Below are 25,517 nucleotides of genomic sequence, written 5' to 3'. Positions count from 1 at the left end.
GGCATGAGAATTAACTGTCAGAGCAAACCATTAGAGGAATAACCGACAGACTTGTGGACGCGTCCTGCGGACCGGTCCGAGCAGAGCCGTGTGGATAAGTCATGGACAGCCTCCCTGCTGACCACAACTTATCCACACTCTCGGACCTCGCGACCACAAAGTCCGCAGGTTCAATAACAGGTTAAAGTGATTGATCTTAAAGACAGTTAATTCAAAAAAAGCCAAAAAATGCTTGAGGAATTTCTTTGGCTTATTGACTACGGCAGGCTAATGGGTGACTCCGTTGCAAGGGTGGCTTTTCATTGGTTTCACCAAACGATGAAGTTTTTCCATTCTGTCAAAGTTTAACTTTTCAAGATACAATTCCGAATACCTTATAAAACCAGTCAACTGACATGTCTGCGGCATGATGGAGAACGGGTGAAGCGACCTATTTTTACGGCCATGCCGTTCGGCTCCAGTCAAAAAACCAACGAAACCACGACCGGTAACCAGGCCGTCATTGATAAACCGGTTGAGTGCCTAACTGACGTTCAAAAAACAGAAAACGGATGGTGTCCCCGGCAAGTATTGTTATTCAGTGGACATATGATAGACGCACCTGATCGGCCAACGCCCCGTTTTCCTGCAGACATGGAAGCCATCGCCGCCCAAAAAATTGCCGAGACATTGGAAAACCTCTCCGCAGGTCCTGAAGATCTGGCATTAACCCAAGGCGCCAACGGCGCCGATATCCTGTTTGCCGAGGCCTGTTTGACCCGGGGCGTCAAACTCATACTCCTGCAACCCTTCGATGAGCCGACATTCCTTCAAAAATCGGTTATTACCGGTGGCCCACTCTGGCAAAATCGCTATTTCAACATTAAACCTCACGCTCAAATCAAATCCGCGCCGGCTGAATTGGGGGCTCTCTCTGAAAACGAAGACCCTTATGAACGCTGTAACCTCTGGTTGCTGGACACCGCGCTGGCTTACGGCGTCGAAAAAGTCCGGTTTATCTGTTTGTGGAATGGCACAGGCAGCAATGATCCGGGAGGGACAGCGCATATGGTGAATGAGGTAAAATCGAGCAAGGGGCAAGTCTATTGGCTGGATACTCGCAAATTGTGGTGAATCATGTTAAAGATGCACTTGTCCCTGATGCTGTTTTAATTTGATAACCTAACCCTTGAGGGGGTGATTGTGGCGGAAAAACAAAATGATCTGGACGATCGCTTTTGGAATCGCTTGCTGAAAGCCATAGAAGAAGGGCAGGTGGTGCCGGTTATCGGTTCTCAGTTACTGATCTGGCAAGATCAAGGCTCCGTTCAAACGCTGCAGCAGCGTATCGCCAAGCGAGTCCTGGATCTTTACGGCATAAATGCCCCAGCCAGTCTAACGCCGCATAGGGAATTGCACGAAGTCGTCACGCTGCTTAAGCCGACCGTCAATCTTCAAGATCTTTATGGCGATATAGCGGAAGCATTGGAGGCGGTACGAAAAGAACCCGGCTTTAAATTACCCGCAGCGATTGAAAAGATGGCCGCCATCACCTCGTTTCGATTACTGGTGACCTTGACGCCGGACATGTTGCTGGCTCAAGCCTTGCGCAAGAGAAGCGCCGTCAATGAAATAGTGCATTCGCCCAATTTGCCCACCAGTGAAGCCGGCGATCTGACGATTGACTGGCTAAAGAAACCGGGCGAAGTCAATTTGCTGTATCTGTTCGGAAAGATGCAATCGACGCCGGTATTTGCGATTCATGATGAAGATACACTGGAATACACGCATAACCTGCTGTCACGGGGCAGCAATGTGCCGCTTCGCTTTTTGGGTGAGTTGCAGCAACGCGGCCTGCTGTTTCTCGGTACGAACTTCCCGGATTGGTTCAGCCGGTTCTTGTTGCGCTTAACCAATCAAACCCGGCTTTCAGATAAGAAAACCCGGGCCTGGCTGGTGGATGACGGGCAAAATCAGCCCGAATTGACATTGTTTTTGCAAGGTTTCAGCCGGGAAACTGAAATCATTACCGAACTCTCACCGCAAGCCTTTGTTGATGAATTGTATACCCGGTGGTCGGCCAGAAACACGCCATCCTCCCATCCGTCCGGCAGTGATAATCGCACTCAATCTCCTGATCCATCAAGTGTGGCGTTTTTTATCAGTTACTCGCGTGCCACGGATTTACCTGCAGCGGAAAAGCTGTATCAAACCTTGCGCGAACAAGGCTTGTCCGACAATGAAATCTGGTTTGACCGGACGGCAATAGAGCCGGGCGGCGACTTTCAAAAACTGATCTATGACGGCATTCGCACCTGCCGTTACTTTTTGCCGCTGATTTCATCGGCTGCCGACCGCTTTGACGAAAAATTCTTTTACCGTGAATGGAATGCCGCCATCGACAGAAGTAAAGGTATCAGCGGCCGTGAATTTATCGTCCCCGTTATTCTCGATGAAGACTACAACCCGCAAGGATATCAACGCGTGCCCCAAGAGTGGTCGGGCTCTATCGATTTCGGCCATGCGCCGGGAGGATTGGCCGATGCCCGCACGCGTCAACATTTGATCAAGTTGATACGCGAGTTGCGCCGCGGAGAAAAGCCATGATGCCTCATCAGAGTTTACAGTTGAATGCGCAAAATCCCTGGCCCGGATTGGCCACTTATGATGAAACCGCCCGTCATTTCTTTTATGGCAGGGAAGAAGAGACGCAGGAATTGTTGCGTTTAATCCGTTTATCACCGTTGATCGTGCTCTACGGAAAGTCCGGGTTAGGTAAAAGCTCATTATTGCAAGCGGGTTTGTTTCCCAAATTACGTCAGGAACATTTTTTACCGGTTTATATCCGGCTGAATAAGGCCAATGTGGAAGCGATGCCTTTCCTTGATCAGGCCGCCTATTGGTTTCAGGAAGCCTTGAAGTCCGCAAAAGCCGACTGTCCCGATTTTGCCGCTGGGGAAAATCTTTGGTGTTATCTGCACCGGCGCGATCTGGAAATCTGGAGTACGGATAATCAATTATTGACACCGGTTTTTGTTTTTGATCAGTTTGAAGAAGTTTTTGCCGGAGCCAATCCGGATTTATCACAGCCTCAGGTTTTATGCCATGGCTTAGCCGATTTGATAGAAAATAAATTACCGGCTCATTTTGCCGAGCAGAATCTCGATAAGCTGTTGATCGAAAAACTGGATTTACTCACGCAACATTACCGGGTCGTACTTTCTTTTCGTGAGGACTTTTTGCCGGCACTGAAAAACTGGGAGCGTGATGTTCCTTCGTTACTCAAAAGCTGGTGCCAGTTAAAACCCCTATCCAGAGAACGCGCTATTCGCGCCGTGTCTCAGTCGGGAGCAGCCATTCTGGCGGAGGGTGCGGCTGAAGAAATCGTTGATTTTGTCGGCAACCTTGATAAATCACAGACCGAAGGAGACTCTACAATTGAGCCGGTTTTACTGAGTTTGTGCTGCTATCAGTTAAATGTGCGCCGGCAAGTAAAAAAATCACCGTGTATCGATGCGGAGTTGCTGCGTAACGAAGGTCAGGAAATTCTGGAGAGCTATTACGCCAATGCGCTTGCCTCAATGCACCGTTCCGTCGCTGAATTCATTGAAACCCGGTTAATTCAAGGTGACCGTTATCGCAGCAGTTACCCGGTTCAGTTGGCTTTAGACGAAGGTTTGCTGAACCAAAAACAATTGACCGAGTTGACCGACCGGCACCGGTTGCTGCGAATCGATCAGCAACTGGGTACACCGCGAGTGGAATTGATTCATGATCGTCTGGTTTCCGTGGTGCGTAAGGCCAAAGAACGCCGACGTGTTAAAAAGGAAATAAAGCGCGCCTGGCTGTTGGCATTAGCCGCCATATTCGTGGTTGTGTCGTTTAGCGGCTGGCAACACTGGGAAGGCTCAACCAAGACCGAGTTAATCATCCAGACGGCCGAAGCCATTGCAAAACGTTCACGCGATCAGCTCCTGGTGCCATTAAATCAGACGATTGCTCCGCCTGACCGGTCGGTCAGCATAAAAAAAGGAGCCCTTATTTATGTGCAAATTCGAAATGACAGCCAGCGTCAAGCCGCCAGTCAAATTCAGAAATTATTAATGGACCGGTATTACAAGGTGCCGGGTATAGAAACACTGGCTACGGGGCCCTCAACGACGGAGGTAAGGTATTTCAGAAATAATGAAGCTGGGGAGGCTCAGGCTATTGCCGATGTGTTGCTGCAACAAAAAATTCCGAACGTGACCACCAAATACATTGCCGGTTTTGAAAATTCAAAAGCGATCATGCCGGGGCAGTATGAAATATGGTTCGCCACGGATGCGTTTCAATAATCAGAAAACATAATAATAAATGAGGGGATGAAATGGCTAATTCAAATGAAATAAGCGGTCAAACCGGATCTGATCGCGAGAAACTACCCGATCTTCAAGAACTAAAAACAAGGGTTAGAGACTATAAAAGCAAACAAAATTTCGGTGATGCGCGTGAGTTGCTGGAAAAAGCGCGGAGGGAATACCCGGATGAAGTCTGGGTGACCCAGCAACTGGCGCTATGTACCTACAAAGATGAAGAACTCTATCCGAAAACTCGGCTGAAAACGGCGCTGGAATTGCTGGAGACTGTCGGATTGCGCAGCGCGGACACTAAGAATTCCGAAACACTGGCAATGGGCGGAGCTATTTATAAAAGAATGTGGGAGTTTGACGGTCAACTTGATCATCTCTATGAGAGTCTGGCTTTTTATCGTGCAGCTTTCGAACGAAATCCTGAGCAAGACATGGGATATGGGGGTATCAATGCTGCGTATTTGCTGGATTTATTGGCGGCGCGTGCGGAGGGCCTGGAAGCCAGAAGTGGATTAAAATCCAGAGAAGCCCCTAAGTTTCGCAAAGAAGCTAAGGATCTGCGGAACAAGGTGCGAGAGCATCTATTAGCAAGTCAGCAAAAAAATCCTGAGCTGGCCGATCAGTACTGGTTTCTAGCGACGGTGGGTGAAGCCTGCTTTGGCATGGGGCTCTACGCCGAAGCGGCACAATGGCTGGATAAGACTCAATCAGTCAGTGTTGACGAATGGGAATTACAAACCACCTTCCGGCAATGGGTGGGGATTGCCCGACAACAGCACATCGATGCGCCTGATGAAACTCAAAAGCCAGAAGATTGGCATGAGGCGTGGCAAACGTTGCAGCATCTGCTGGGTGATGAAACGGCTGAGGCTTTGGTGTGTCATCGTGGAAAAGTGGGGCTGGCGTTATCAGGCGGCGGTTTTCGTGCGTCGTTTTTCCATTTGGGGGTCATGGCCAGACTGGCGGAAGCCGATGCTTTGCGAGGTGTCGATGTTTTGTCTACCGTTTCGGGCGGCAGTATTGTAGGAATGCAGTATTATCTGGAAGTGCAGAAACTTTTCGAAGAATCGGCAAAAAAATTGAGTCAGAACGATTACCTGGATATTGTCGAAAAACTCCAAAATGATTTTCTGAAAGGTGTTGAAACCAATATCAGGATGCGCGCCTTTGGTGATTTTGCCGCCAATGTCAGGATGTTGTTTTCCAAGAGCTATTCGCGCAGTCATAAATTAGGCGAATTATACGAAACGAATTTGTATTCTAAGGTTGCTGACGGTAAAAACGATCAGCCGCGCACCATGCCTGACTTGCTGGTAAAACCGGCACAAGGCCGATTCCAGGGTGACAGCTTTAAACCTAATGCCCACAACTGGCGGCGTCGAGCCAAAGTGCCGGTGTTGTTATTAAATACGACGTCGCTTAATTCCGGGCATAACTGGTTCTTCACTGCAGCCTGGATGGGTGAGCCGCCCGGCTTGATCGATGTGGACAGCAACGAGCGGTTCCGGCGCCTTTATTATTATCAGGCTCCCGAGCACTTGAAAAAATTCCGGGTGGGTTATGCAGCGGCGGCTTCTTCATGTGTCCCCGGTTTATTTGAACCCTTGGTTTTAGACAAGCTTTATCAAGACCGTACCGTCAAGCTGGTCGATGGCGGCGTCTATGATAATCAAGGCGTACAAGGCTTACTGGCGGAAGGATGCACGCTGATTTTGTGCAGCGACGCCAGCGGTCAAATGCCCGATTCTTATGATCCTGCGGAAGATCCAGGCGGCGTTTTGCTCCGAACGGTCTCGGTGCTACAGGACAGGGTGCGCGAATCTCAGTACCAGGATTTACAGGGCCGCCTCGATAGCCGGGCATTGCATGGTGTGTTTTTTATTCATACCCAAAAGGAACTGGACCCCAAACCTTTGGATTGGATAGGCTGTCAGGACCCTAAGCCCGATATCCCGGCATCTAAAGTAACGTCTTACGGCATCGCAAAGGATTTACAAAAGAAAATTGCAGGCCTGCGTACTGATCTGGATTCATTTACCGAAGTGGAAGCCCATGCGTTAATGGCCAGTGGTTATTTGATGGCTGACAAGCAGTTAAAAGACCTGGATCAGCAGCATAAAAAAGAGGGTAAACCGGGGACGTGGGGGGATTTTAATATTTATGCCGAACCGCAAAGAGACTGGGAATTCCTGAAATTGAAAGAAGTTCTGGCTGAGGAAGCCGGTGAGCAAGCGTCAGCAAAAAGAAAAGATCTGGAACTGCAATTAAACGTAGGGAGCGAATTATTCTTTAAAGCCTGGCAATTGATACCCTGGCTTAAAATAGTATCGGGTGTTGCCGCCGTTTTGATCCTATGGCTATCGATTAAATTGGTAGTTTCTCAATGGGATAACACGCTTTTTTCTATCTCGGTAGGCAAAGCCATGATTGCTTTGCTGGGTTTAGTCGCCGCTTTATTATTTCCGGCTTTAAAATGGTTAAACCCGAAAGAAGAAGCGCGAAGCTGGGTCATCAAGTTTGCCATTGCACTTACAGGCTATTGCATGGCCAAGCTACATCTGGCTATTTTTGACCCGTTGTTTTTAGCCCGGGGGCGGTTGGCCCGCTTGCTTGATTTGGACAAAAAATAGCGAGGTTGTTTGAGCTTTCAGACGGATAACTGATCCATACACCTTATTGAAAACATACAGGCTATTTCTCAAAGGTGCTCGTCATTCCGGCAGGGATTGCCGGAAACCAGGCCTCATGGATGAAACGAAGCCGGCCCTCCATGGCTTTGGATGCCTGTTTCTCGGCGGGCATGGCGGCGTTTGATTAAATCTGACAAAAGAGAGGTAGTTACCTCCAAATCATGGATTTCCTGAACTGCCGGCCTGAAGAGGCCAGTAAAATGATAGCGAAGTTGTCTTACTGCCGCCAATTTTGGCTTTTTGGCGAATCTCATTGCCGTCTTTTACTGCGCTTATCAGGTAGTTACCCGGTTTTAGATTAGCAAATAGATAAGGTCCTTCAGCAAAGGTTTCGACCAGTACATTACCTTTTGCATCAGCGATACGCACATTGACATCAGACATAAATTGGCCGGAACCTTTGTAAGCAAACAACAGGTTCAAATTGTAATCAGCTTTCATGGATTGCAGGGCTTCACGTTCGGTTTCGCCAATGCCGCCACTGATGAAAGTGACGTCGCCCTGTGTTTCGGGTTTGAGTGGTGATTCCTCTGCAAACGCAGACAGACTAAAAAGTAAGCAGGGGATAATCAGCGCGTAGTTTAATGGCTTCATAAATAACACTCCTTTATTGTTGAAAGGTATCTGCTCACCCCTTCCTACTTTATTGGGTGTAGGTGCTTGATTTCAAAGGACGCATGAATACTTCCTTGTAGCTCTCTGCAACATCCCTGTTGCAGAAGCCTTTTCAATCAATCACCTACACCTTCTATTTCAAGCGGGCGAGTAGTTACGTTGAAAGAATCAATCTTTTATCGGTCGTAAGTTTTTGTAAAAAACAGAATAATTTTTTACACACTATCGGAGATTTGAATACTTGTCTGTTCGCTGCCATACATAAGGGTGTGTTGTTTAATGGTATTTTTAGGCCTATAAATAAACGCGGATACAATTAACAAGTTCAATAAAAGCACGAGTGGTTAATTTTCTTTCAACGCGGAGGTGCTGCTATGAATACAGTCACATATAAAACAGGTACGGATTGCCGCCGGGCGGCGCAATATCTGATTACCATTTTGATCGTATTGCCGGTTGGATTGTTAATCAGTCTGTTACCCGTCATGACTGAAATTAAATTCGCCCATAAACTGGTGGCGGCTGATTGCGTTGTGTTTGCAACAAAAATGACGGCCTTGATCCTGTTTTATCGGTTTACTGAACATGCGCTAGCCGCGATTGCTGAAGACGGCAAAGTCCGGTCGTTTGTTCGCAGTATAGGCAAGCCGTTAACCATTTTAGTGATTGTCATTTTCGCTCAGGCATTGCTATGGCAAGTGATAGCGCCGTTTGTTGCCGTGACCGGTAAAAAGATCTTTTTTGCCTCGGCCATCCTGCTGATTTTAGCCGCCAGCGCGTGGCTGATCCTCAAGGCTTACCAATCCGCTCCCTATTTACTTGAGGCAGTACAAAGGTTTCGCAATCCGTTGGCGAAAGTATTGGCGGTTACTTCCAGACCATGTCCGTCATGCGGTCACCGAATGCCAAAATCAGCAAAGTTTTGCAGTCAGTGTGGAGAAAAAACAGTTGAACCACTGACCTGCGGTCAATGTGGTGCGTCGCTGGCATCAGATCAAAAGTATTGCTGGCAGTGTGGCGCTGCTACTTCTGTCAGTGAGAGCAAAGACGCTGACGTATTTTTTGATGGTGAATGAGCAAAATGAAGCCGGCTATTTCAGCAATCGGACAGGATTGATGAGCGCTACTTGGGTTTTTTAAATAATGTTGAGAGCAAGCCTTTCAATGGGTCCTGAGGCTGGGCTTTTTTGATCGTGGATTTGAGTTGCTCGGTTTTAAGACGGATGGCATCCAGTTTTGCTTTGTCTTCAACCGAGAGGCTATAAACTAAATCCTCGCTGGACAGTTCCATAACATGCTCTTCATCGGTACTCATGTGTTGAGACGAATAAAAGCAAAAATCGTTGCTGCCGCTTTTTTTGACGGAATACATGGCGGCATTGGCTTTGTTCAACAAGTGCTCAGCTGTTTTACCATCGTCGGGGAACAGGCTGATACCGATGCTGGGCGTTACGGTAAACGTTTCTTGAAGATAAGGGTAAGGCTGACCAAGCGTGGCCAGGATTTTTTTGGTGAGTGTCGCAATCATTTCCCGGTTGGGGACTCTATCGAAAAAGATTATGAACACATCACCACCCCAGCGGGCTACGGTATCGCCATTGCGAGTGTTGATTTTAAGACGCCTGGCAACTTCTTTGAGCAAAAAGTCGCCGGCGGATTGACCTAACGCGTTATTGGCGGACTTAAATCCGTCAAGATCGATCAAGCAAATAGCGAAATGTGAATCAACCTGTTTGCCTTTAGCCAAGCTTTGCTCAATGAGCTCTTCCATCATGGCGCGATTTGGCAGTCCTGTTAATTTATCGTGCGTAGCCAGATATTGCCAGCGGCGGCCAATTTTTAGCGTTTCCGTGATATCGCTTAGCACGATCATGATCCGCTCGGGTTCGTTCTCAGATGTCTGAATCCGGTTGCTGGACAGTCGGATGGTGTATTCATCGCCATTAGGTGTGGTCAGAATACAGGGGTCAAAAGATTGGCTGCCGGGATTCAGCAATTGCGAGGGATTCCGGATATTTAATTGATCCATATCCAAACATGCCAAGACAACATCAATACTGTTGTCTTTGGCTTCCTGCAGGCTGAATCCGGTCAATAGTTCGGCGTTTGGATTCAGATATTCGACGCAACCTAATAGGTCAGTAATGATGACCGCATCACTCATGGCATTCAGCGTTGCTGCGTTGCGTCGTTGCTCCGACAACAAGATGCGGCCGATGTGTTCCAGCCTCCGCCAGTTCAGAAGAGGGTAACTCAGGGCCAGAGCAAACACTACCGGAGTGGGGCTATACCAGATTTCTGATGTGAACAGCAGGATAAGGCTGATTGCGCCGGACAGGCTTATGCCTGCAAATGACATTAAGAATGGCCGGTTCGGAAACAAAAATCGGCCGATGATCAAAGCCGCGAACACTAAGATCAGCGTCAGGAAGTTTTCAATAGCGGAGTTTATGCGCGTGAGATGGAAGCCTTGAAGACCGGCATTGAGTATCTGCGCATGAAACTCCAAGCCACTCATCGGTTTGGATTCGCCTGATAAGGGCGACGGGAAGCGGGGCGCCAAGCCCGCTGCTGAAGCGCCAACCAGCACAAATTTGCCGTGCAGGTCTACGCCACCCATTTTGCCTTGCAAGGCATCGACATAAGGGAGTCTTTGAAATCCCGTTTCAGTTGCAAAGGGGACCAGAATTCGTTGATTACGCCACCAAATGCCCGGCCCAGGATATCCTGATTGCGGGCGGCTTTCTCCTTCCGATGACAGTGTGCTGTCTTTACGTCCTGTGCTTAACAAGACGGACGCAAATGATCGCCATTTTTGCTTGCCGTAACCCGCCTCCAGATAGGCGCTGCGAACCAGGCCGTCCTTGTCGAGTTCAACATCAACGTGGCCCAGTCCGGCTGCGGCAATGGCAAGCTGAGGAAGGGGCAGGGTTACAGTCACTCCTCCTGAGCGAATGTCTGCAGCCTCCGGTAATACCGGCAGAATGACATGGCCATTGTTGTCAATTGCCTGTGCTAAAAGCGTGTCCGCTTCCGGATCAACAACGTCAGGTTCTGCAAAAATGATATCCAGGCCTATCGCAGCTGGACCCTGCTGACCCAGCGCATTGATCAAGTCGGCATGGATGCGCCTTGACCAGGGCCAACGCCCAAGTCTATATAAGCTGTGTTCGTCAATTTCAATAAGCACAATCTCTGAACTCGCGGACCGCGGCCAGATTCTGAGCAGGCTGTCGTAGATTAAGTTGTCGATCCGGCTGAGCGCCCCAGTATTCAAGAGGAGAACGGCTAACAGGGAAAGGCTTAGCGCCAGCCCTAAACCTGGAAAGCGGAATAAGCGCGCCAGTCGTTCCACTATGCCACCCTAAATTGCGATCAGTGCTAATAAGGGCAGCATTAACAGCCACCAATAAAGCGATCTTGGCACTTCTATTTTTTGCGGGCTACCGAATGGGCCTTCAAATCCGTCCGGATCGAGAGTTCTGATCCGAATGAAATAGGTGCCTGCTGACGGTGTAGCGATCAGCAGCTTGGGTTCATCGGTAACGCTATCAACAGTGGGCTGGGTGAATTCCTTATCTTCGGCCATTTGCAGTTGATATTTTTGTCCGGACGTTCCCGCGCGCCAACGGATTTCCATCGTATCGCCGTCTATCTCAGGTTCCTCTGCTTCGGGAGCAGGAGGGACGCGTCTAAATTCCTGTGGATCGCTGAACGGGCCTCTTCCTTCTTTATCATCAATCGAGGCTACCCGCCAATAATAAGTGCCCAAGGGGAGTTTCATCGCGATTGCCAGTTGAAATTCCTCAAGCCCCGGCTTGTCCAGCAGAAGCTCGCTAAATTTAGCATCCCGGGCAATTTGAAAGTGGTAGCGCTTTATGGTTTCTATCTGAGACCAGGCAAAGCCGGGTGCTTCTTCGGCGATACCCGCACCGGCTTTGGGCTGGATAGGAAATGGCGCTTCCGGACGGGCGTTGAGTATAAAATGTTTTTCGGCATTCTGTCCTTCCAGACCGTATTCGTCTATGCCGCGAACGCGAAGCGTATAGTCGCCGTCAGGTAAATCCGGACCGCGAAGAGGGCCTGTCGTCGCGTAATGCCGATCAAATAAAAGTTGCGAAAAAGACGCGGAGGGCGCGATTTGCAGGCGGTAGCCCCGGGTATCAGGCTGCTCGGGAAGACTAAGCATCATGGGTACGCGGTCGAATTCATCCTGTAGCGCCGAAACATCGGGCGCCTCCAGCAATTTTACCGGCGGAAGCGGCGTTCCGTTCGCTACTGACACGGTTCCAAAGCCCGCAGCAACGGTTTGACTGACTTTTGCATTGTTGACCTCGACGCTGCCTTTTAGCACTTCGGTGCGTGATTCAGCTTGTGCTTCTTCGGCGCTGACGCGATAGTCGGTTCCTCTAACAGAGGTCACTGCCGCCGGTGTTGATATCTCAAATCGTGTTGCCGCCCCCTTTTTTGGCGCAACCAGCGTTTCCAGTCGACCTTTTTCCAGGTGTAATCGCGTGTCAGTCATTCCCGTAGAGCCGAATACACCGACGGATTTTATATTTAACAGACTGTCGGATTGAAGCAGTACCTGAGATCCATCGACAAATTCCAAGGTGACGTTGGTGTCAGATTTGGTTCGCACTGTGTCCCCAATCATCAGCCAATCGCCTTCAGACAATCGTCGTCCAGGTTCTTTGCCTTCCTCCAATACTTCGACTTCGCCTTGCAGGCTCTGCACTCTCGCGAGAAAAGGTTCTTTTCTTAGCCAGGCTACCGGAATGCGTAATTGACCTCCCGGAGGAAGATGAAAAGGGTCGGAGACTTGATTGATGGCTTGCAATTTTGACCAAAGGCTTAGCGATGTTAAGTGCCGTTGAGTGATGTTCCAGATGGTGTCTCCGGGCTCCACTTCATAAAGCCATTCTTGTGCATAAGCAGGGCGAAAAAACAGAAGTTCGAAGCCAAGGATAAAAGCCATAGGCAGATGAACAAAAGAATGAGTGTGGCGAAACTGCCTCATGCGCGTAACGACCTCCCGACTGCTTATGATTAATCTAAAGCGCATTATAGGGAGATGGTAGGAGCAGGTATAGGAAAAAACAAGAGTTCTATGGGGGACAAAGTAGATGCTTTTTGTTTTCCGTTAAAACAGGCTTGATGCGTCAAAGATGGCCGCCATTCATATCAGGCATCTGAGGATAGGGTAGGAATAGCTTCTTTACTTCAATTTTTTGGCTACTCGCTTAACCTACATTGATCAATGCGAATTGACTATGGGCTTTTCATCCTGAAAGAAGCTCATGCGCTGGCATGTCAATCCCGATGAGCAAATTATCGACTGGAGAGCCGAGTGCGGGAGTACTGAAGGCAAGGTTCGGAGGGCAAGGAGATAATACTTCCCGGTCCCTATCAAAATCCACTTAATTTAACGGCATTGTTGTAAAGGGAGAAGTTGTTCTTGGCGCATATAATGCTTAGTTAAATGCGAGTCAAGAACTAATGAGGAGTACCTAACATGAGCCAGCAACCATTAACATCATTCCAGGTAGAGTGGTCAGATTTCATAGAATCGCTGAATGCGGAGTTTTTTAGTACCAAAGGTTATGGCGTTTATGCCTTTTTAAGCTTTGATCATATCAAACTGCTTTACGATCAGCTTTTGGGAAATCCTGTCCCCGTTAAGGCGTTCATTAAAGTGTTCGTCAGAAACTTCAAGTAACTTTTTTGAGTTATCCGATGCTCTGGGTTCTCAGGCATGCAGCGTCAGGCACAGTGCCGGTTAAGCGTCATCCTGAGTCATAGAGATCAGGCCGCATTCTAAATTGAGAGCCTGAGCAAAGCTGAGACCCAGAATATCGGTTTGTCTCATTGACGATGCCAGCGAAAAAGCTAATGCAGACGCCAGGACTCTGGAGTGATAGGAAAAATCGTTAACAAAAACGGGTAGTGCGTCATTGAGTTGTTCGGCGGATTTGAGTTTTTTATCGAATGCCTGACGGCGAAATTGTATCTCTTCCATCAATAAACGATTATTTTGTGTTTCTTCCGACAATGCCAGCGACCAAGTTAAGTCAGGGTGAAGCCTGCATTCGCCAATATAATGGCCGGAAAGCGATGGATGCCATTCCGTCGGGCCAATCAATGACAGGTGGTAGTCATCACCTTTTCTATAAAGCCAATATTTCCTGTCCAGCACCGGTTTGAAGCGTATCCGGCTTTCCAGAATGAAAAGCGAGGTAAACAATTCCGACGCTATCTGGGTAATGGGTTTGGGCGGAGCATTAACGTGTTGCTGCAGATCGGTTAACCGGTCGATGACCGGACACAAACCTTTACCTTGGGGATTGGGTGATGTAACTTTTTTGGTCATCTTCATTCATCGTAATTTTTCTTTGCAATCTATCAGCATCCGGCGTAAACCCCAAATAAAGCGTTACCTTGTCTATCATGGGTATCTCGTTGAAACATTTCGTTCTTTTAGTGTTTTTCGTGGATCAAATGATTTTTCCGGGTTTATAATGCAAAATTTTTCAATACTTTATCTGAATGTCTGAAGACTATACCTACGATCGTGATTATGAGATGGAGGCACTGAAAGTCTCGCCTCATTCTATACAGGCCGAACAATCAGTACTGGGCGGCTTGATGCTGGATAATCAGACCTGGGACTCCATTGCTGACAAAGTGGTTGAAAGTGATTTTTATCGCAAGGACCATCGCCTGATTTTTAAGACGATCGAGCGGCTTGCTGAAAAACAGGAGCCTTTTGATGTCATCACACTGTCCGAATCTTTGTCAGCGATCGGCGAGTTGACGACGGTCGGCGGACTGGCTTATCTAGGAACGCTGGCAAAAGACACGCCCAGTGCTGCCAATATTGTCGCATATGCCAAAATTGTCAGGGACAAAGCGATACTCCGTCAATTGATCCATGTCGGTACCGATATTTCCAACTCCGCTTTCAATACCGAAGGCCGGGATACCGCTGAATTATTGGAGAATGCCGAACGGCAGGTGTTTCATATCGCCGAGCAGCGCCAGCGCGGACAAGGTGGTTTTACCTCGATCAAGTCATTATTGGCGCAAGCGGTCGATAAAATTGAACTGCTTTACGAGCAGGAAGGCTCAATCACCGGAGCCAGCACGGGATTTAGCGATTTTGATGAGATGACCTCAGGATTGCAGCCCTCCGATCTGATTATCGTAGCCGGGCGGCCGTCGATGGGAAAAACCACCATTGCGATGAACATGGCTGAAAACGTTGCGATCAAAGGGGATAAACCGGTTGCCGTTTTCAGTATGGAAATGCCGGGCGACTCATTGGCCATGCGGATGATGTCGTCCTTAGGCCGTATTGATCAGCATAAGGTCAGAACGGGTAAACTGGATGATGATGAATGGCCGCGTCTGACCTCGGCAATCAATTTGCTGGCGGAAACCAAATTGTTTATCGATGATACGCCCGCACTGACACCGACCGAAGTGCGTTCAAGAGCCCGGCGCTTGATGCGTGAACACGGACAGCTGGGTCTTATCGTGCTCGATTATCTGCAATTGATGCAATCGCCTGCCAGCGGCGAAAACCGCGTGCAACAAATTTCCGATATATCGCGAAGCCTCAAGGCCCTGGCCAAGGAACTGAACGTGCCGGTCATTGCCTTATCACAGCTCAACCGGAATCTGGAACAACGGCCCAACAAACGACCGGTCATGTCGGATCTTCGAGAATCAGGCGGTATCGAGCAGGATGCCGACGTCATCGTTTTCGTTTACCGGGACGAAGTGTACAACCCCGACTCGCCCGACAAAGGCGTTGCCGAGATTATTATCGGCAAACAAAGAAACGGTCCAATAGGAACGGTCAGGCTCACCTTTTTGGGGCAGTACACGCGCTTTGAAAATTTTGCAGGGCACAGCTACAGTGACAATGACTACGAATAACTCTCTGATCTCTTTATGACGCCAGCCGCTTATGCCATTATCAATCTTGATGCGGTCGAACATAACCTTATGAAAGTTCATCAATTTGCCCCGCATGCCAAAATCATGGCGGTGATCAAAGCCAATGCTTATGGTCACGGCATGCTGCGCATTGCTCAAGCACTCAAGCCTGTGGATGGCTTTGCTGTCGCCAGAGTGCATGAAGGGATTCGGTTGAGACAGGCGGGCATTCAGCAACGCATCGCGGTTTTGGAGGGATTTACCTGCGAAGAAGAGTTGGACAGCCTGATTCAGTTCAATCTGGATGCCGTTGTACACTCTTTGGGGCAGATTGCCATTTTTGAAAAAAATCAGGCGCGTGAGCAAATCGCCATCTGGATTAAAGTGGATACGGGCATGAACCGGTTGGGCTTTAAACCGGATGAAATTAAAACGGTCTATCAGCGCTTATTACAATGTCCGGTGATCAAACAGCCATTCAATTTCATGACACACCTGGCTAATGCCGATGATTTGTCAGATAGCATGACAATGGCACAAATCAGTCGATTCAACGAAACACTGGTAGATTTGCCTGGGCCTCGTAGTGTTGCCAATTCGGCGGGTATCATCGGCTGGAAGGCTTCGTTAGCCGACTGGGTCAGGCCTGGCGTCATGCTGTACGGCGTTTCACCTTTTGCCGATAAAACAGGTGAAGAGTTGGGGCTTAAACCCATCATGGAACTGCACTCAAGACTGATCGCGGTAAAACCCGTTTTAAAAGGCGATACCGTCGGTTATGGCGGCACTTGGGTGTGCGAACGCTCGACAGTGATGGGCGTGGTGGCGATCGGTTACGGAGACGGTTATCCTCGCTATGCCAAAACAGGAACGCCGGTTTTGGTTAATGGTCAGCGCGTACCGCTGATTGGCAGAGTTTCAATGGATATGATTACCGTTGATTTAGCCGATCAACCTGACGCAAAACCAGGGGATCCGGTCACGCTCTGGGGCAAGGGACTGGCTGTGGAAGAGATAGCCTTGTGCGCCGATACCATTCCATACACCTTACTGTGCGGCATAACCCAGCGAGTTGAGATAATTGAAGGACGGCTATAAATAGCCAATCGCCAATAATGCCCCGAATCCGTATCAATCTGGAGTAGCGATGCCTACGTCGTGATTTGAATCCATCTGTCGATTCTCCCCGAATTGACAATACGCACTTGTACTTACGTCCATTCCTATTTCAGCAAACTTAAACTAAACTTACGGCCATCCACGTTTCTTATGTCCAGTCCGGTAGTCTTAAAACCTGTCAGGTTTTTGGGTTAAAAACAATAATTACAAAAAACATCATTGATGAGCCATGACTGATATTTTACTGATCGATAAAAGCCAGATATGCCGGGTGCTGGCGGATAAAGAAGGCTTGTCTATCTCGGTAAGCGATAATGACATTATCGGGCTTAACTCGGCCATTGCGTTAAAACCTTCGGTTATTTTGTTGGACTATCATCTTAGGAAACAGGAAACACCTGAATACATCAGTCTTTTAGTAAAGGGATGCTTAACCAGCAAAATTGTGCTGATTGCGGATCAGCTGGAAGAATTCGACTTGATGGATTGTTTGATTGCAGGTGCTCACGGCTATGCCAGCATAGAAATGCTGGATAGACAATTCAATAAGCTGATTGCCGCGATAATGGCTGGTGAAGCCTGGATTTCCCGTCGTATGGTCGGGAAAGTGCTGGATAGGTTGAGAGCTTTAGCATCTTAGTCTTATAAAACCTATGTTTATCCGTTAAGTAAAACTCCAAGATCCTCTTAAGTCCCCCCTTACGCCCCCTACTGATTTATAACAATTGTTCCGTAGTTTTACGGATTGATTACACTGTTCAATTATTGTGATAAATTGGCCATCTCTATTCGTTTTTATTGCTTTTTTAGCTCACTTTAATGTAGTGATTTTTTACAAGGAAAAAAACAGACTGATGAAGCTTATTTTAATGCTATTGATGGGTGGCGGGCTTTTTTTTCTAGCAAGTTTGAGAGTTGATTGGTATGCGCAAGCCTTAATATCACTATTTTTTTTATTAATTTTAATTTTGCTAAGACGATTTAAAAGTGAAGACTTTGGGCGGGTCTTATTTGTTACGATTAGCAGTTTTATAGTGTTGCGCTATTTCCTTTGGCGAATCAACTACACATTAAGTTATCAAGACTTCTTTAGTTCAATTGGTGCTACCGCATTATTCCTTGCCGAGCTTTATGGCGGTTTAATGTTTTTTTTAAGTGTATTTGTCAATATCAGACCCTTTCAGAGAACATTTGTACCTTTACCAGAAGATGAGGCAAAGTGGCCTAGTGTTGACGTAATTATTCCTACCTATAATGAACCCGTTGATTTGGTAAAAATTACCTTGGCGGCAGCAACAAATATTGAATACCCAAAACACAAGTTGAACATTTATTTATTAGATGACGGTGCCACTGAACAAAAATTAAGCTCATCAGATGAAGATACAAGATACGTAGCAGAAGAACGAAAACGCCATTTTTTAAACCTGTGTTCATTATTGAATGTTACTTATTTAAATCGTAAAGAAAACTTTCATGCCAAAGCTGGAAATATGAATTCAGCCCTAGCACATATTCATGGTGATCTGATTCTGGTTTTAGATGCCGATCATGCGCCCTCTGTCGATATTTTGACAAAAACGGTCGGTTCATTCATCGCCGACGAAAAAGTATTCTTAGTCCAAACACCTCATTTTTTTATCAATCCCGATCCAATAGAAAAAAATCTTGATTTATTCAATCGAATGCCTTCTGAAAACTTTATGTTTTATCAAGCCATTCAGCTTGGGTTGGACTTTTGGCAATCGTCATTTTTTTGTGGATCAGCCGCTGTTTTAAGGCGAAAAGCGATTGACGAAATAGGTGGTTTTAGGGGCGTTACAATTACAGAAGATTCTGAAACCGCTTTAATTCTGCATAGTAAGGGTTGGAAATCTCATTACGTCATGTATCCGCTCATATCCGGATTGCAGCCAGAAACATTCACTAGTTTCATGATACAACGGACACGTTGGGCTCAGGGAATGGTACAAAATTTCATTTTTCATAACCCTTTACTGTTACCCAATTTAAAGATAGGGCAACGAATAGGTTATTTATCCAATATGTTATTCTGGTTTTTTCCGTTTGCCCGGTTTGTATTTCTTATTTCACCCGGACTTTATCTGTTCTTTGGATTGAAAATATACAACGCGAACTTCTTTGATTTTTTGAGTTATACCGTACCTTATTTAGTGGCATTATTACTTACTAATCATTATTTATTTAGTAAAGTTCGCTGGGTTTTTATCTCAGAAATATACGAGACGATGCAGTCTTTATTTTCAATTAGAGCAGTTTGGTCTGTCTTGAAAAACCCAAGTCATCCCGAATTTTTGGTTACGCCAAAAATGGAAACTTTGGAGGAGGATTTTATTTCTCCTCTCGCTCAACCTTTTTACTGGACAATCTGGATAACGTTATTAACAGTTTGTTTTGGGATAGGACGTTTATTTATATATCCGGAAGAGCAGTCACTAATAACGATAACTTTATTTTGGGCGATATTTAATTTGTTATTGTTATTATCGGCGCTAGGTGCTCTTTTTGAACAAAAACAACGCAGATTAAATCCCAGGATTCCTGTGCACATAAAGGCTAATTGGTTAATTAGATCGTCAAATAACTTTCTTGAAAAAAGAATACCTATTTTGGTCAACGACTTGTCGATGGGAGGGAGTAGTTTTTTCTGCGAATCCGAATTACCTGAAAATACAGAGACAATTAATACCTACATTGAAATATCAGATGACTTAGGACAGACAGTTGAAATTTACAAAGCAGCTATTACCAATTCATACAAAAGAACAAACGGGATTATCTTTGGTATTAAGTTTCTTTATGCCGATTTAGACGAATTTGTAAGAATTGTCAGATTTGTTCATGGTGATAGTTTTAGGTGGATAAAAATTCAGGAATTGGCTGGAAATGATCCTGGGTTATTAAAAAGCATGGTATTCATGACCAAGATTGGTATTTATTATGGTCTTAGCCATATTAAATGGGTTTTATCTTCGACTAATAGAAAGATTAAAAGATATGAAGTCAAAATTTGAAAACGGCTCTTTTTATATATTTATTCTAGTTTTTTTTCTCACATCAAACGTGGTTATCGGCCAAACAGAAAAGACACTTATTAAATCATGGCCACTGAGTCACTTTATGACATCTAATGAACAGATAGTTATAAGGAATGCAAGTGGAACTTATGAGTTAAATTTTCCGGTATCCGATAGAATAAAGCCTATTTCGGCCGTATTGGATTTAACCTTGACTAATTCGAATGTATTAAAAAACAATCGGTCGCAAGTTGTAATTTATGTAAACGATTATCTTATCGGGCAAATCAAATTAGACCCAATAAATAACACTACTAAAGTTATATATCAAATTGCCCCTGAATATATAATACAGGGATATAACAAAATTACTTTCAAAGCTGCTCAGCATTATACTGATTCGGAATGTGAAGACTGGAGTGCACCTGAATTATGGACTCAATTTGATGCAGTAAAATCTTCATTAACACTAAATTACCAGAATCTACCTATTACAGAAAAATTATCTAAATTAAATAGCTTAATAAATGACAGACTAGAACATTATTCTCTGACCATCATTAGAGGTGATAAGGCGGTTTCAGACGATTATCTATATTGGGGATCAATAATTGCGCAAGGTGTGAAATTACGTTTGAAATACGTGCCGCTGAAGCTCGAAGAAAGCTATATGGAGTCAACTGTTAGTGTTGAGGGGAACACGGGTATAGGGCAATTTAAAATCGACATGGATCAACTTAATAACGATGCAGTAATCGTCGGTAACAAAGATCAGATTAAACAACTACTGCCCGATCACGTAGCTCAAGCAATTGAAGGTCCTTACCTGGGTTTGTTTCAACAACATCCCAATACACATCAATTTATTCTGGTGATTTCCGGGCAAACAGACGATGAGGTTAAATCGGCTGTCCAATCGTTCGCATTGTTGAATGCTTCTTTTCCTGATGCTCAGCAAACAGTTATAAACGCGTTGAACTTTCCAGTCGCCGAACCTCTTTTGCCAGATAAATCAATTATTCCGGGAAATACGTATACTTTTTCCAGTTTGGATTTTTATAACCAATTTATGGATATTCAAAGCTCAGAAGCAAGGTTGGAATTTAGGTTGCCGGCCGATCTTTATAGCACTGAAGAGACCTTGGTTAAATTGAATCTTAACTTGGCTTATGGCGCGGCAATGCGCAAAGATTCGGTGATCAACATTAGTCTTAATAATGGTTTTGTGCACGCTATTCAGCTTAAAGAGGAAAGCGGGGCCCATTATCGAAATTATCAAATTTCTGTTCCATTAAGAAATTTTAAACCTGGGCTCAATACCCTGACTTTTAAATCAGTATTGACTCCATCAGAATACGGAGAGTGCGCATTTGTCCAGCGAGAAAACTTACTGGCCAACGTTTATGAAGATTCCACCCTATCATTTCCAGAAACGGGCCGAGTAGCAAATTTACCGGATCTTAAATTGCTTGAGAGAACCGGTTTCCCGTTGCTAAACAATGCCTCAGGCGATAATACAGTATTCAAAATGTTGGATACTTCTTCAGATTCCATTGCCTCGGCTTGGTATTTGATTGCTCAATTGGTCAGTTATCAGGGCACGCCTGTTTTTGACTTAAATATTACGCAGAGTGACAATTACGATAAGAAAAATATTGCCTTAATTGGCAAGATTTCGGCTAAAAACATACCGCCTATATTAGACGGAGCTCCCGTTAAGCTGGGCAAGACTAACTTATTTCCCTATCGTTTTAAAGAGAGACAATTAGCTCAGAACGAGTCACTGATTGAAAGGTTCGAACGCGTATTATTTGATAATAATATGATAAATAAACCAGTAGCAACTGAGCGCGAAAATGTCGTCATTTCGCAGACTGCCGGTTTGGGTAATAGTTTTCTAATGATGTCCTATTTATCTCAAAAACGCGACGGTGTAGTGTTGGCATTACTTAGCGAAGGCAGCACTGAGTTGTATTCTGGTCTTACAGAGCTTTTTTCAACCGGATTATGGTCGCAAGTGCAGGGTAACATCTTTGTTTGGGATAAAAACGGCAAGTTCCATTGGGAGCGGCAAGGTGAATCAATTATGTCTGGAGACGACAGTCTAAAAATGACATGGATCATGCATTTCTCCAAGTATCCTTGGCAATGGCTGGGATTAATTTTTAGTATATTGCTATTTACAGCTTGGTTGATACATAAGTTCTTAAGCCGATATAAAAAAGCTACTCACTCATGATTTCAGTAATATTAAGAGGCGCCTTACTCTCTTTTCTTTTTCTGCTTACGGCTTGTCAACTGCAACCGGATATGTCCATCAAAGATGATTGGCAGCAGTATAAATCCAAGTTTTTAGCGAGTGACGGCAGAATTATCGATACTGGCAATCAGAATGTCTCGCATTCGGAGGGGCAAGGCTATGGGATGATTTTAGCGGTCAAAAACAATGATAAAGATTCATTTAATCAGATTTGGCAATGGACCCAAATGAATTTACAAGTCAGAAAAGATAAACTTTTCATGTGGCGAAGACGTGCTGAATTACCTTTGTCGGATGAAGACCCTAACAATGCAACTGATGGAGATATTTTGATTGCATGGGCTTTATTGGAAGCCTCAAGGTTATGGTCTTTACCTGACTATGAAAAGGAAGCTAAAGACATCATGCAGGATATCAAGCAAAAGCTGGTTGATTCCTGGGATGGATTACCTATCTTTCTGCCTGGAGAATATGGCTTTAAAACATCGGATGCCACGGTAATAAATCTTTCCTATTGGGTTTTCCCCGCTTTGCTCACTTTTCAATCGTTTGATAATGATCCAGTATGGGTAAGTTTGACAGCAAGCGGCCAAAAATTGTTGAAAAGAGCCCGGTTCGGTCGCTGGCAACTTCCTCCGGACTGGTTGCAACTCAATAGCGACAAGACGATGTTTCCCAGTAAAAATCAGCGTTTTGGTTATGACGCGATAAGAGTGCCGCTTTATTTGATGATGGCAAAAATCGATAACGAAGCACTGGATGTTTTTGCTGACTATTGGTCGTTTTATCAGTCTTTTACTCCGGCATGGATTGCGCTAAATGAAAATATTATGGATTCATTTGGTGCAAGCGACGGAATTTCTTCAGTCAAAGAGATGGCCTTATGGTCATCGGGTCGAAAAAATAATTTTGACAAGGTAACTCTTGATGACGATCAAGATTACTATTCGTCAACGCTTTTGCTGTTCAGTAAGCTGACTTATCAGCAAACCAAAAAAACGCTCTAATGAACAAATCCGGCTTTTTTTATTTTTTAGTGCTGCTGTTTCCTGCGCTGGGTTATACAGCGCCTTTAAGCATCGAACAAAAACCAGGAAGTCAGCCTGACGCCTTACCTTTGTTTCGACCAAGTCATGCGGAACAACCCGACGAAAGCATCCTATGGGCCTTATACGAAGCCAAAAAATTTAAAGCGCTTGAACAGCAAATCAATCAGCTCAAACAACGTTTTCCTAATTGGCAAGTTCCTGTTGATTTACAAAATGCTATGCAAAGTAGCAGCAGGGTTAGTGGTTCGGTAAGTTTTTCACATAACCGAGTTACCAAACCCCTTAAAGCGCGCCCCAAGAAAGTAAAGTCTGTAGGACCATGTAGTGATTTAGGGGCAAAGTGGGATCGCGCTGAAAATCTGGTCCAGCAAGATAATGCTCATGCTGGCCTATCCATCTATGAAACTATCTTGCAAGAATGCCAAAACACTGCATTTAGGATGACGACTCTGGATAAGGCTCGCACAGTTTTGGATTATGAAGATTTTATGCAATTGGCCGAAATTGGACGCAGTTATCTGTTAGGTGATTATGTTGACAGGTTGGAATATGAGTGGCTGAAGGACGATTATTTGAACCAGCAGAAATCAGATTTAAATGTTCAGCAGCAGAGTTTTGAGCAATTAACACATTGGGTTGAACATTTTAACGATGATAATATTGCCAGCCTTATAGGATGGCGTTTTTTTGATTTAAAAGATTACCCTAATGCCCAGCTATGGTTTGAAAAAGCTGCAAAATGGAACCCCTCTAATGAGAATGCAAGACTCGGCCAAGCGCTTAGTTTTGAGAAACAAGGCGAGTTAAACAAAGCGCTAGCCATCACCGAGGCATCCGATAACGCTGACATCGAAATACAAAAAATAGTAGCACGGATATACAAGGCAAAAGCTTGGCAAGAAATTGACGCTAATAATCCGATTGCCGCATCGGGATACGTTCAACATGCAGAGGCCGCAACCGGAAGTGATGCCGAGACACAAGAGTTAAACGCGTGGATTGCAAATAATTCGGGAGACTATAAAAAAGCGGCTCAACTGTTTGATGGGCTCTATCAACAAAACCCATCCAAGAACTATGCAAGTGCTTATGTTCAAAATCAGGCCCAGGTCAGTCGAGATTTGTTGGAGAAAAAAGCCAGACAAGAAGGCGGTTTACTGTTTGATGAATATAAAAATTTTCATGCTCAAGAACTCTATTACCGAAAGCAGTTTCTATCGGCTTATCAATTGGCACCCGATCTTTTTCCTGATTTGGCCAATATTGACTCGGCTTATATAGATGCAGGTGCTTATGGTCGTCATAAATCAGGTGAAGATGGATTGGGTCGTCTCGATTTATTAAGGTTGCCAGTGGTAACCGGTTCTTACACCGTGGGCGGAGTCCATAATTTCAAGTTGTCACTCAGTCGGATAGGGCTGCATTCAGGAAGCCCCGGTTTCTGCAGGTCGGCAATAGGTAGTCTCGATCCAACTCTAAATGGATGTAAAAGCCCCTTCTCGCCAACTGAAAAGCTTAGCGAAGCCTTAGAAATCGATTTTTTATACCGTAAGGATGGGTGGTTTAGTCCCTCTATCAGACTGGGTAGTACGCCGATCAGTGGGGTCGTCGATCCAGCTATCACGTTTGATGTTGGTTTTATTCAGCAAACCCAGTCCGGTCATTGGGGTTTAAATGTTTATTCGCAACCGGTCAGGCAATCCATTCTTTCCTACACAGGTATTCGTGATCCCTATGCGAATCAATTAAATTCTCCGCTTCCTGCAAGTAACAGTGATTTGGAATGGGGTCGAGTTTTACGTTCAGGTGTTAAAGCATCAGGTTATCATCAGTTTAACGAAAGATGGAATTTTAACGGTTCGGCCGAAATTGTTATGTTGACCGGAAGCAAAGTAGCTGACAATACTTCATTAGCTGCTTCGTTAGGGTTGGGCAGGAATATTAAAATTAGGGGATTTGACTATTTTTCTATAGGTCCGTCGATAATGTATGAGCATTACGAGAAAAACTTAAGCCAATTTACGTTAGGACATGGTGGTTATTTCAGTCCGGATCATTATATCAATGCCGGTTTCGGCGTTAATTTTTTAACTGATGAGGGTAAGTCATTTGTTATAAAAGGTCGTGCTGTGGCTGGAGCGCAAATCGTTAATGAATCCAGTACGCCTTGGTTCCCTCTAGTTGATCCAGGTAGAGGCCGTTATGATAAACAAAAGGATGTGGGCCAAGCCTTGGATTTTGAATTAAAAGGTGTTTGGTTAGCAACGCCTAATATTCAATTTGGTGCAGGAGCCGCGATTCGCCACGCCAACAACTTCGAAGATTACACCGGTGGATTATTTATTCGTTACTTCTTCGAAGAAAGAAAGGCATCTTATAGTACGGACATACCGGAGGGTATGTTCAGTAATATGCAGATGTATTAGTCGTTATAACTATTTTACCTAGAGATTACGGGTGCCAAAAATTCAAGA

The 25,517-nt window shown here is 45.4% G+C and carries 17 protein-coding genes; 13 read left to right on the top strand and 4 right to left on the bottom strand.

Translation table 11 applies throughout. The features are described 5' to 3' along the window. Positions 1 to 420: 420 nt before the first annotated feature. From Q7V32_RS12790 to Q7V32_RS12775, 4 genes are all read left to right on the top strand, one after another. Positions 421 to 1,113, top strand: a complete 693-nt coding sequence (locus Q7V32_RS12790) for a hypothetical protein (RefSeq protein WP_304897370.1) — start codon at positions 421 to 423, stop codon at positions 1,111 to 1,113. A 69-nt stretch (positions 1,114 to 1,182) separates the two neighbouring features. Further along, positions 1,183 to 2,586 carry a toll/interleukin-1 receptor domain-containing protein gene (locus tag Q7V32_RS12785; protein ID WP_304897369.1) on the top strand — a complete coding sequence of 468 codons (1,404 nt, stop codon included), beginning with the start codon at positions 1,183 to 1,185 and terminating at the stop codon, positions 2,584 to 2,586. Next, positions 2,583 to 4,316, top strand: a complete 1,734-nt coding sequence (locus Q7V32_RS12780; RefSeq protein ID WP_304897368.1) for an ATP-binding protein — start codon at positions 2,583 to 2,585, stop codon at positions 4,314 to 4,316. Before Q7V32_RS12785 ends, Q7V32_RS12780 begins: the two co-directional genes overlap by 4 nt. Before the next feature lie 32 nt (positions 4,317 to 4,348). Beyond that, a complete protein-coding gene (locus tag Q7V32_RS12775) occupies positions 4,349 to 6,961 on the top strand; it encodes a tetratricopeptide repeat-containing protein (RefSeq protein ID WP_304897367.1) in 2,613 nt (870 codons plus the stop codon). Positions 6,962 to 7,180: 219 nt separating this feature from the next. On the opposite strand, the gene Q7V32_RS12770 is transcribed toward Q7V32_RS12775, so the two are convergent. After that, the gene (locus Q7V32_RS12770) at positions 7,181 to 7,615 is read right to left on the bottom strand and encodes a carboxypeptidase regulatory-like domain-containing protein (RefSeq protein ID WP_304897366.1); all 435 of its coding nucleotides are present in this window, start codon (positions 7,613 to 7,615) and stop codon (positions 7,181 to 7,183) included. Between the two features lie 395 nt (positions 7,616 to 8,010). Here Q7V32_RS12770 and Q7V32_RS12765 point away from each other — a divergent pair, with 395 nt between their 5' ends. Then, positions 8,011 to 8,712: a zinc ribbon domain-containing protein gene (locus tag Q7V32_RS12765; protein WP_304897365.1), complete on the top strand. Its 702-nt coding sequence runs from the start codon at positions 8,011 to 8,013 to the stop codon at positions 8,710 to 8,712. Between the two features lie 47 nt (positions 8,713 to 8,759). Here Q7V32_RS12765 and Q7V32_RS12760 read toward each other — a convergent pair whose 3' ends face one another. Continuing rightward, positions 8,760 to 10,991 carry a CHASE2 domain-containing protein gene (locus Q7V32_RS12760; protein ID WP_304897364.1) on the bottom strand — a complete coding sequence of 744 codons (2,232 nt, stop codon included), beginning with the start codon at positions 10,989 to 10,991 and terminating at the stop codon, positions 8,760 to 8,762. 9 nt (positions 10,992 to 11,000) lie between these two features. Continuing rightward, positions 11,001 to 12,656, bottom strand: coding sequence for a FecR domain-containing protein (locus Q7V32_RS12755; RefSeq protein WP_304897363.1), 1,656 nt, complete (start codon positions 12,654 to 12,656; stop codon positions 11,001 to 11,003). Positions 12,657 to 13,151: 495 nt separating this feature from the next. On the opposite strand from Q7V32_RS12755, the gene Q7V32_RS12750 reads away from it, so the two are divergent. Further along, positions 13,152 to 13,355, top strand: coding sequence for a hypothetical protein (locus Q7V32_RS12750; RefSeq protein WP_304897362.1), 204 nt, complete (start codon positions 13,152 to 13,154; stop codon positions 13,353 to 13,355). A 60-nt stretch (positions 13,356 to 13,415) separates the two neighbouring features. Here the strand turns inward: Q7V32_RS12750 and Q7V32_RS12745 are convergent, their stop codons facing one another. Next, positions 13,416 to 14,006 carry a DUF2452 domain-containing protein gene (locus tag Q7V32_RS12745; RefSeq protein ID WP_304897361.1) on the bottom strand — a complete coding sequence of 197 codons (591 nt, stop codon included), beginning with the start codon at positions 14,004 to 14,006 and terminating at the stop codon, positions 13,416 to 13,418. Between the two features lie 176 nt (positions 14,007 to 14,182). Between Q7V32_RS12745 and dnaB the strand changes: the two genes are divergently transcribed. The 7 genes from dnaB (at position 14,183) to Q7V32_RS12710 (ending at position 25,469) form a co-directional block, all read left to right on the top strand. After that, entirely contained in the window at positions 14,183 to 15,577 is a 1,395-nt protein-coding gene (gene dnaB, locus Q7V32_RS12740) for a replicative DNA helicase (protein WP_304897360.1), read from the top strand. A 15-nt stretch (positions 15,578 to 15,592) separates the two neighbouring features. After that, positions 15,593 to 16,675: an alanine racemase gene (alr, locus tag Q7V32_RS12735; protein ID WP_304897359.1), complete on the top strand. Its 1,083-nt coding sequence runs from the start codon at positions 15,593 to 15,595 to the stop codon at positions 16,673 to 16,675. Positions 16,676 to 16,925: 250 nt separating this feature from the next. Next, positions 16,926 to 17,336 (top strand): DNA-binding response regulator, encoded by a 411-nt coding sequence (locus Q7V32_RS12730; RefSeq protein WP_304897358.1) that lies wholly within the window; start codon positions 16,926 to 16,928, stop codon positions 17,334 to 17,336. 214 nt (positions 17,337 to 17,550) lie between these two features. Next, complete coding sequence (gene bcsA, locus Q7V32_RS12725; protein ID WP_304897357.1) at positions 17,551 to 19,731, top strand: UDP-forming cellulose synthase catalytic subunit; 2,181 nt, start codon at positions 17,551 to 17,553, stop codon at positions 19,729 to 19,731. Then, entirely contained in the window at positions 19,715 to 21,973 is a 2,259-nt protein-coding gene (locus Q7V32_RS12720) for a cellulose biosynthesis cyclic di-GMP-binding regulatory protein BcsB (RefSeq protein WP_304897356.1), read from the top strand. Before bcsA ends, Q7V32_RS12720 begins: the two co-directional genes overlap by 17 nt. Continuing rightward, positions 21,970 to 23,001 (top strand): glycosyl hydrolase family 8, encoded by a 1,032-nt coding sequence (locus Q7V32_RS12715; RefSeq protein ID WP_304897355.1) that lies wholly within the window; start codon positions 21,970 to 21,972, stop codon positions 22,999 to 23,001. Before Q7V32_RS12720 ends, Q7V32_RS12715 begins: the two co-directional genes overlap by 4 nt. 260 nt (positions 23,002 to 23,261) lie before the next feature. Further along, positions 23,262 to 25,469 carry a cellulose synthase subunit BcsC-related outer membrane protein gene (locus Q7V32_RS12710; RefSeq protein ID WP_304897354.1) on the top strand — a complete coding sequence of 736 codons (2,208 nt, stop codon included), beginning with the start codon at positions 23,262 to 23,264 and terminating at the stop codon, positions 25,467 to 25,469. Positions 25,470 to 25,517 lie beyond the last annotated feature (48 nt).

The organism is Methylicorpusculum sp., assembly GCF_030651835.1.
Lineage (GTDB): Bacteria > Pseudomonadota > Gammaproteobacteria > Methylococcales > Methylomonadaceae > Methylicorpusculum.
The sequence above is the reverse complement of the archived record's forward strand: the minus strand, read 5'-3'. Positions and strand labels throughout refer to the sequence as shown.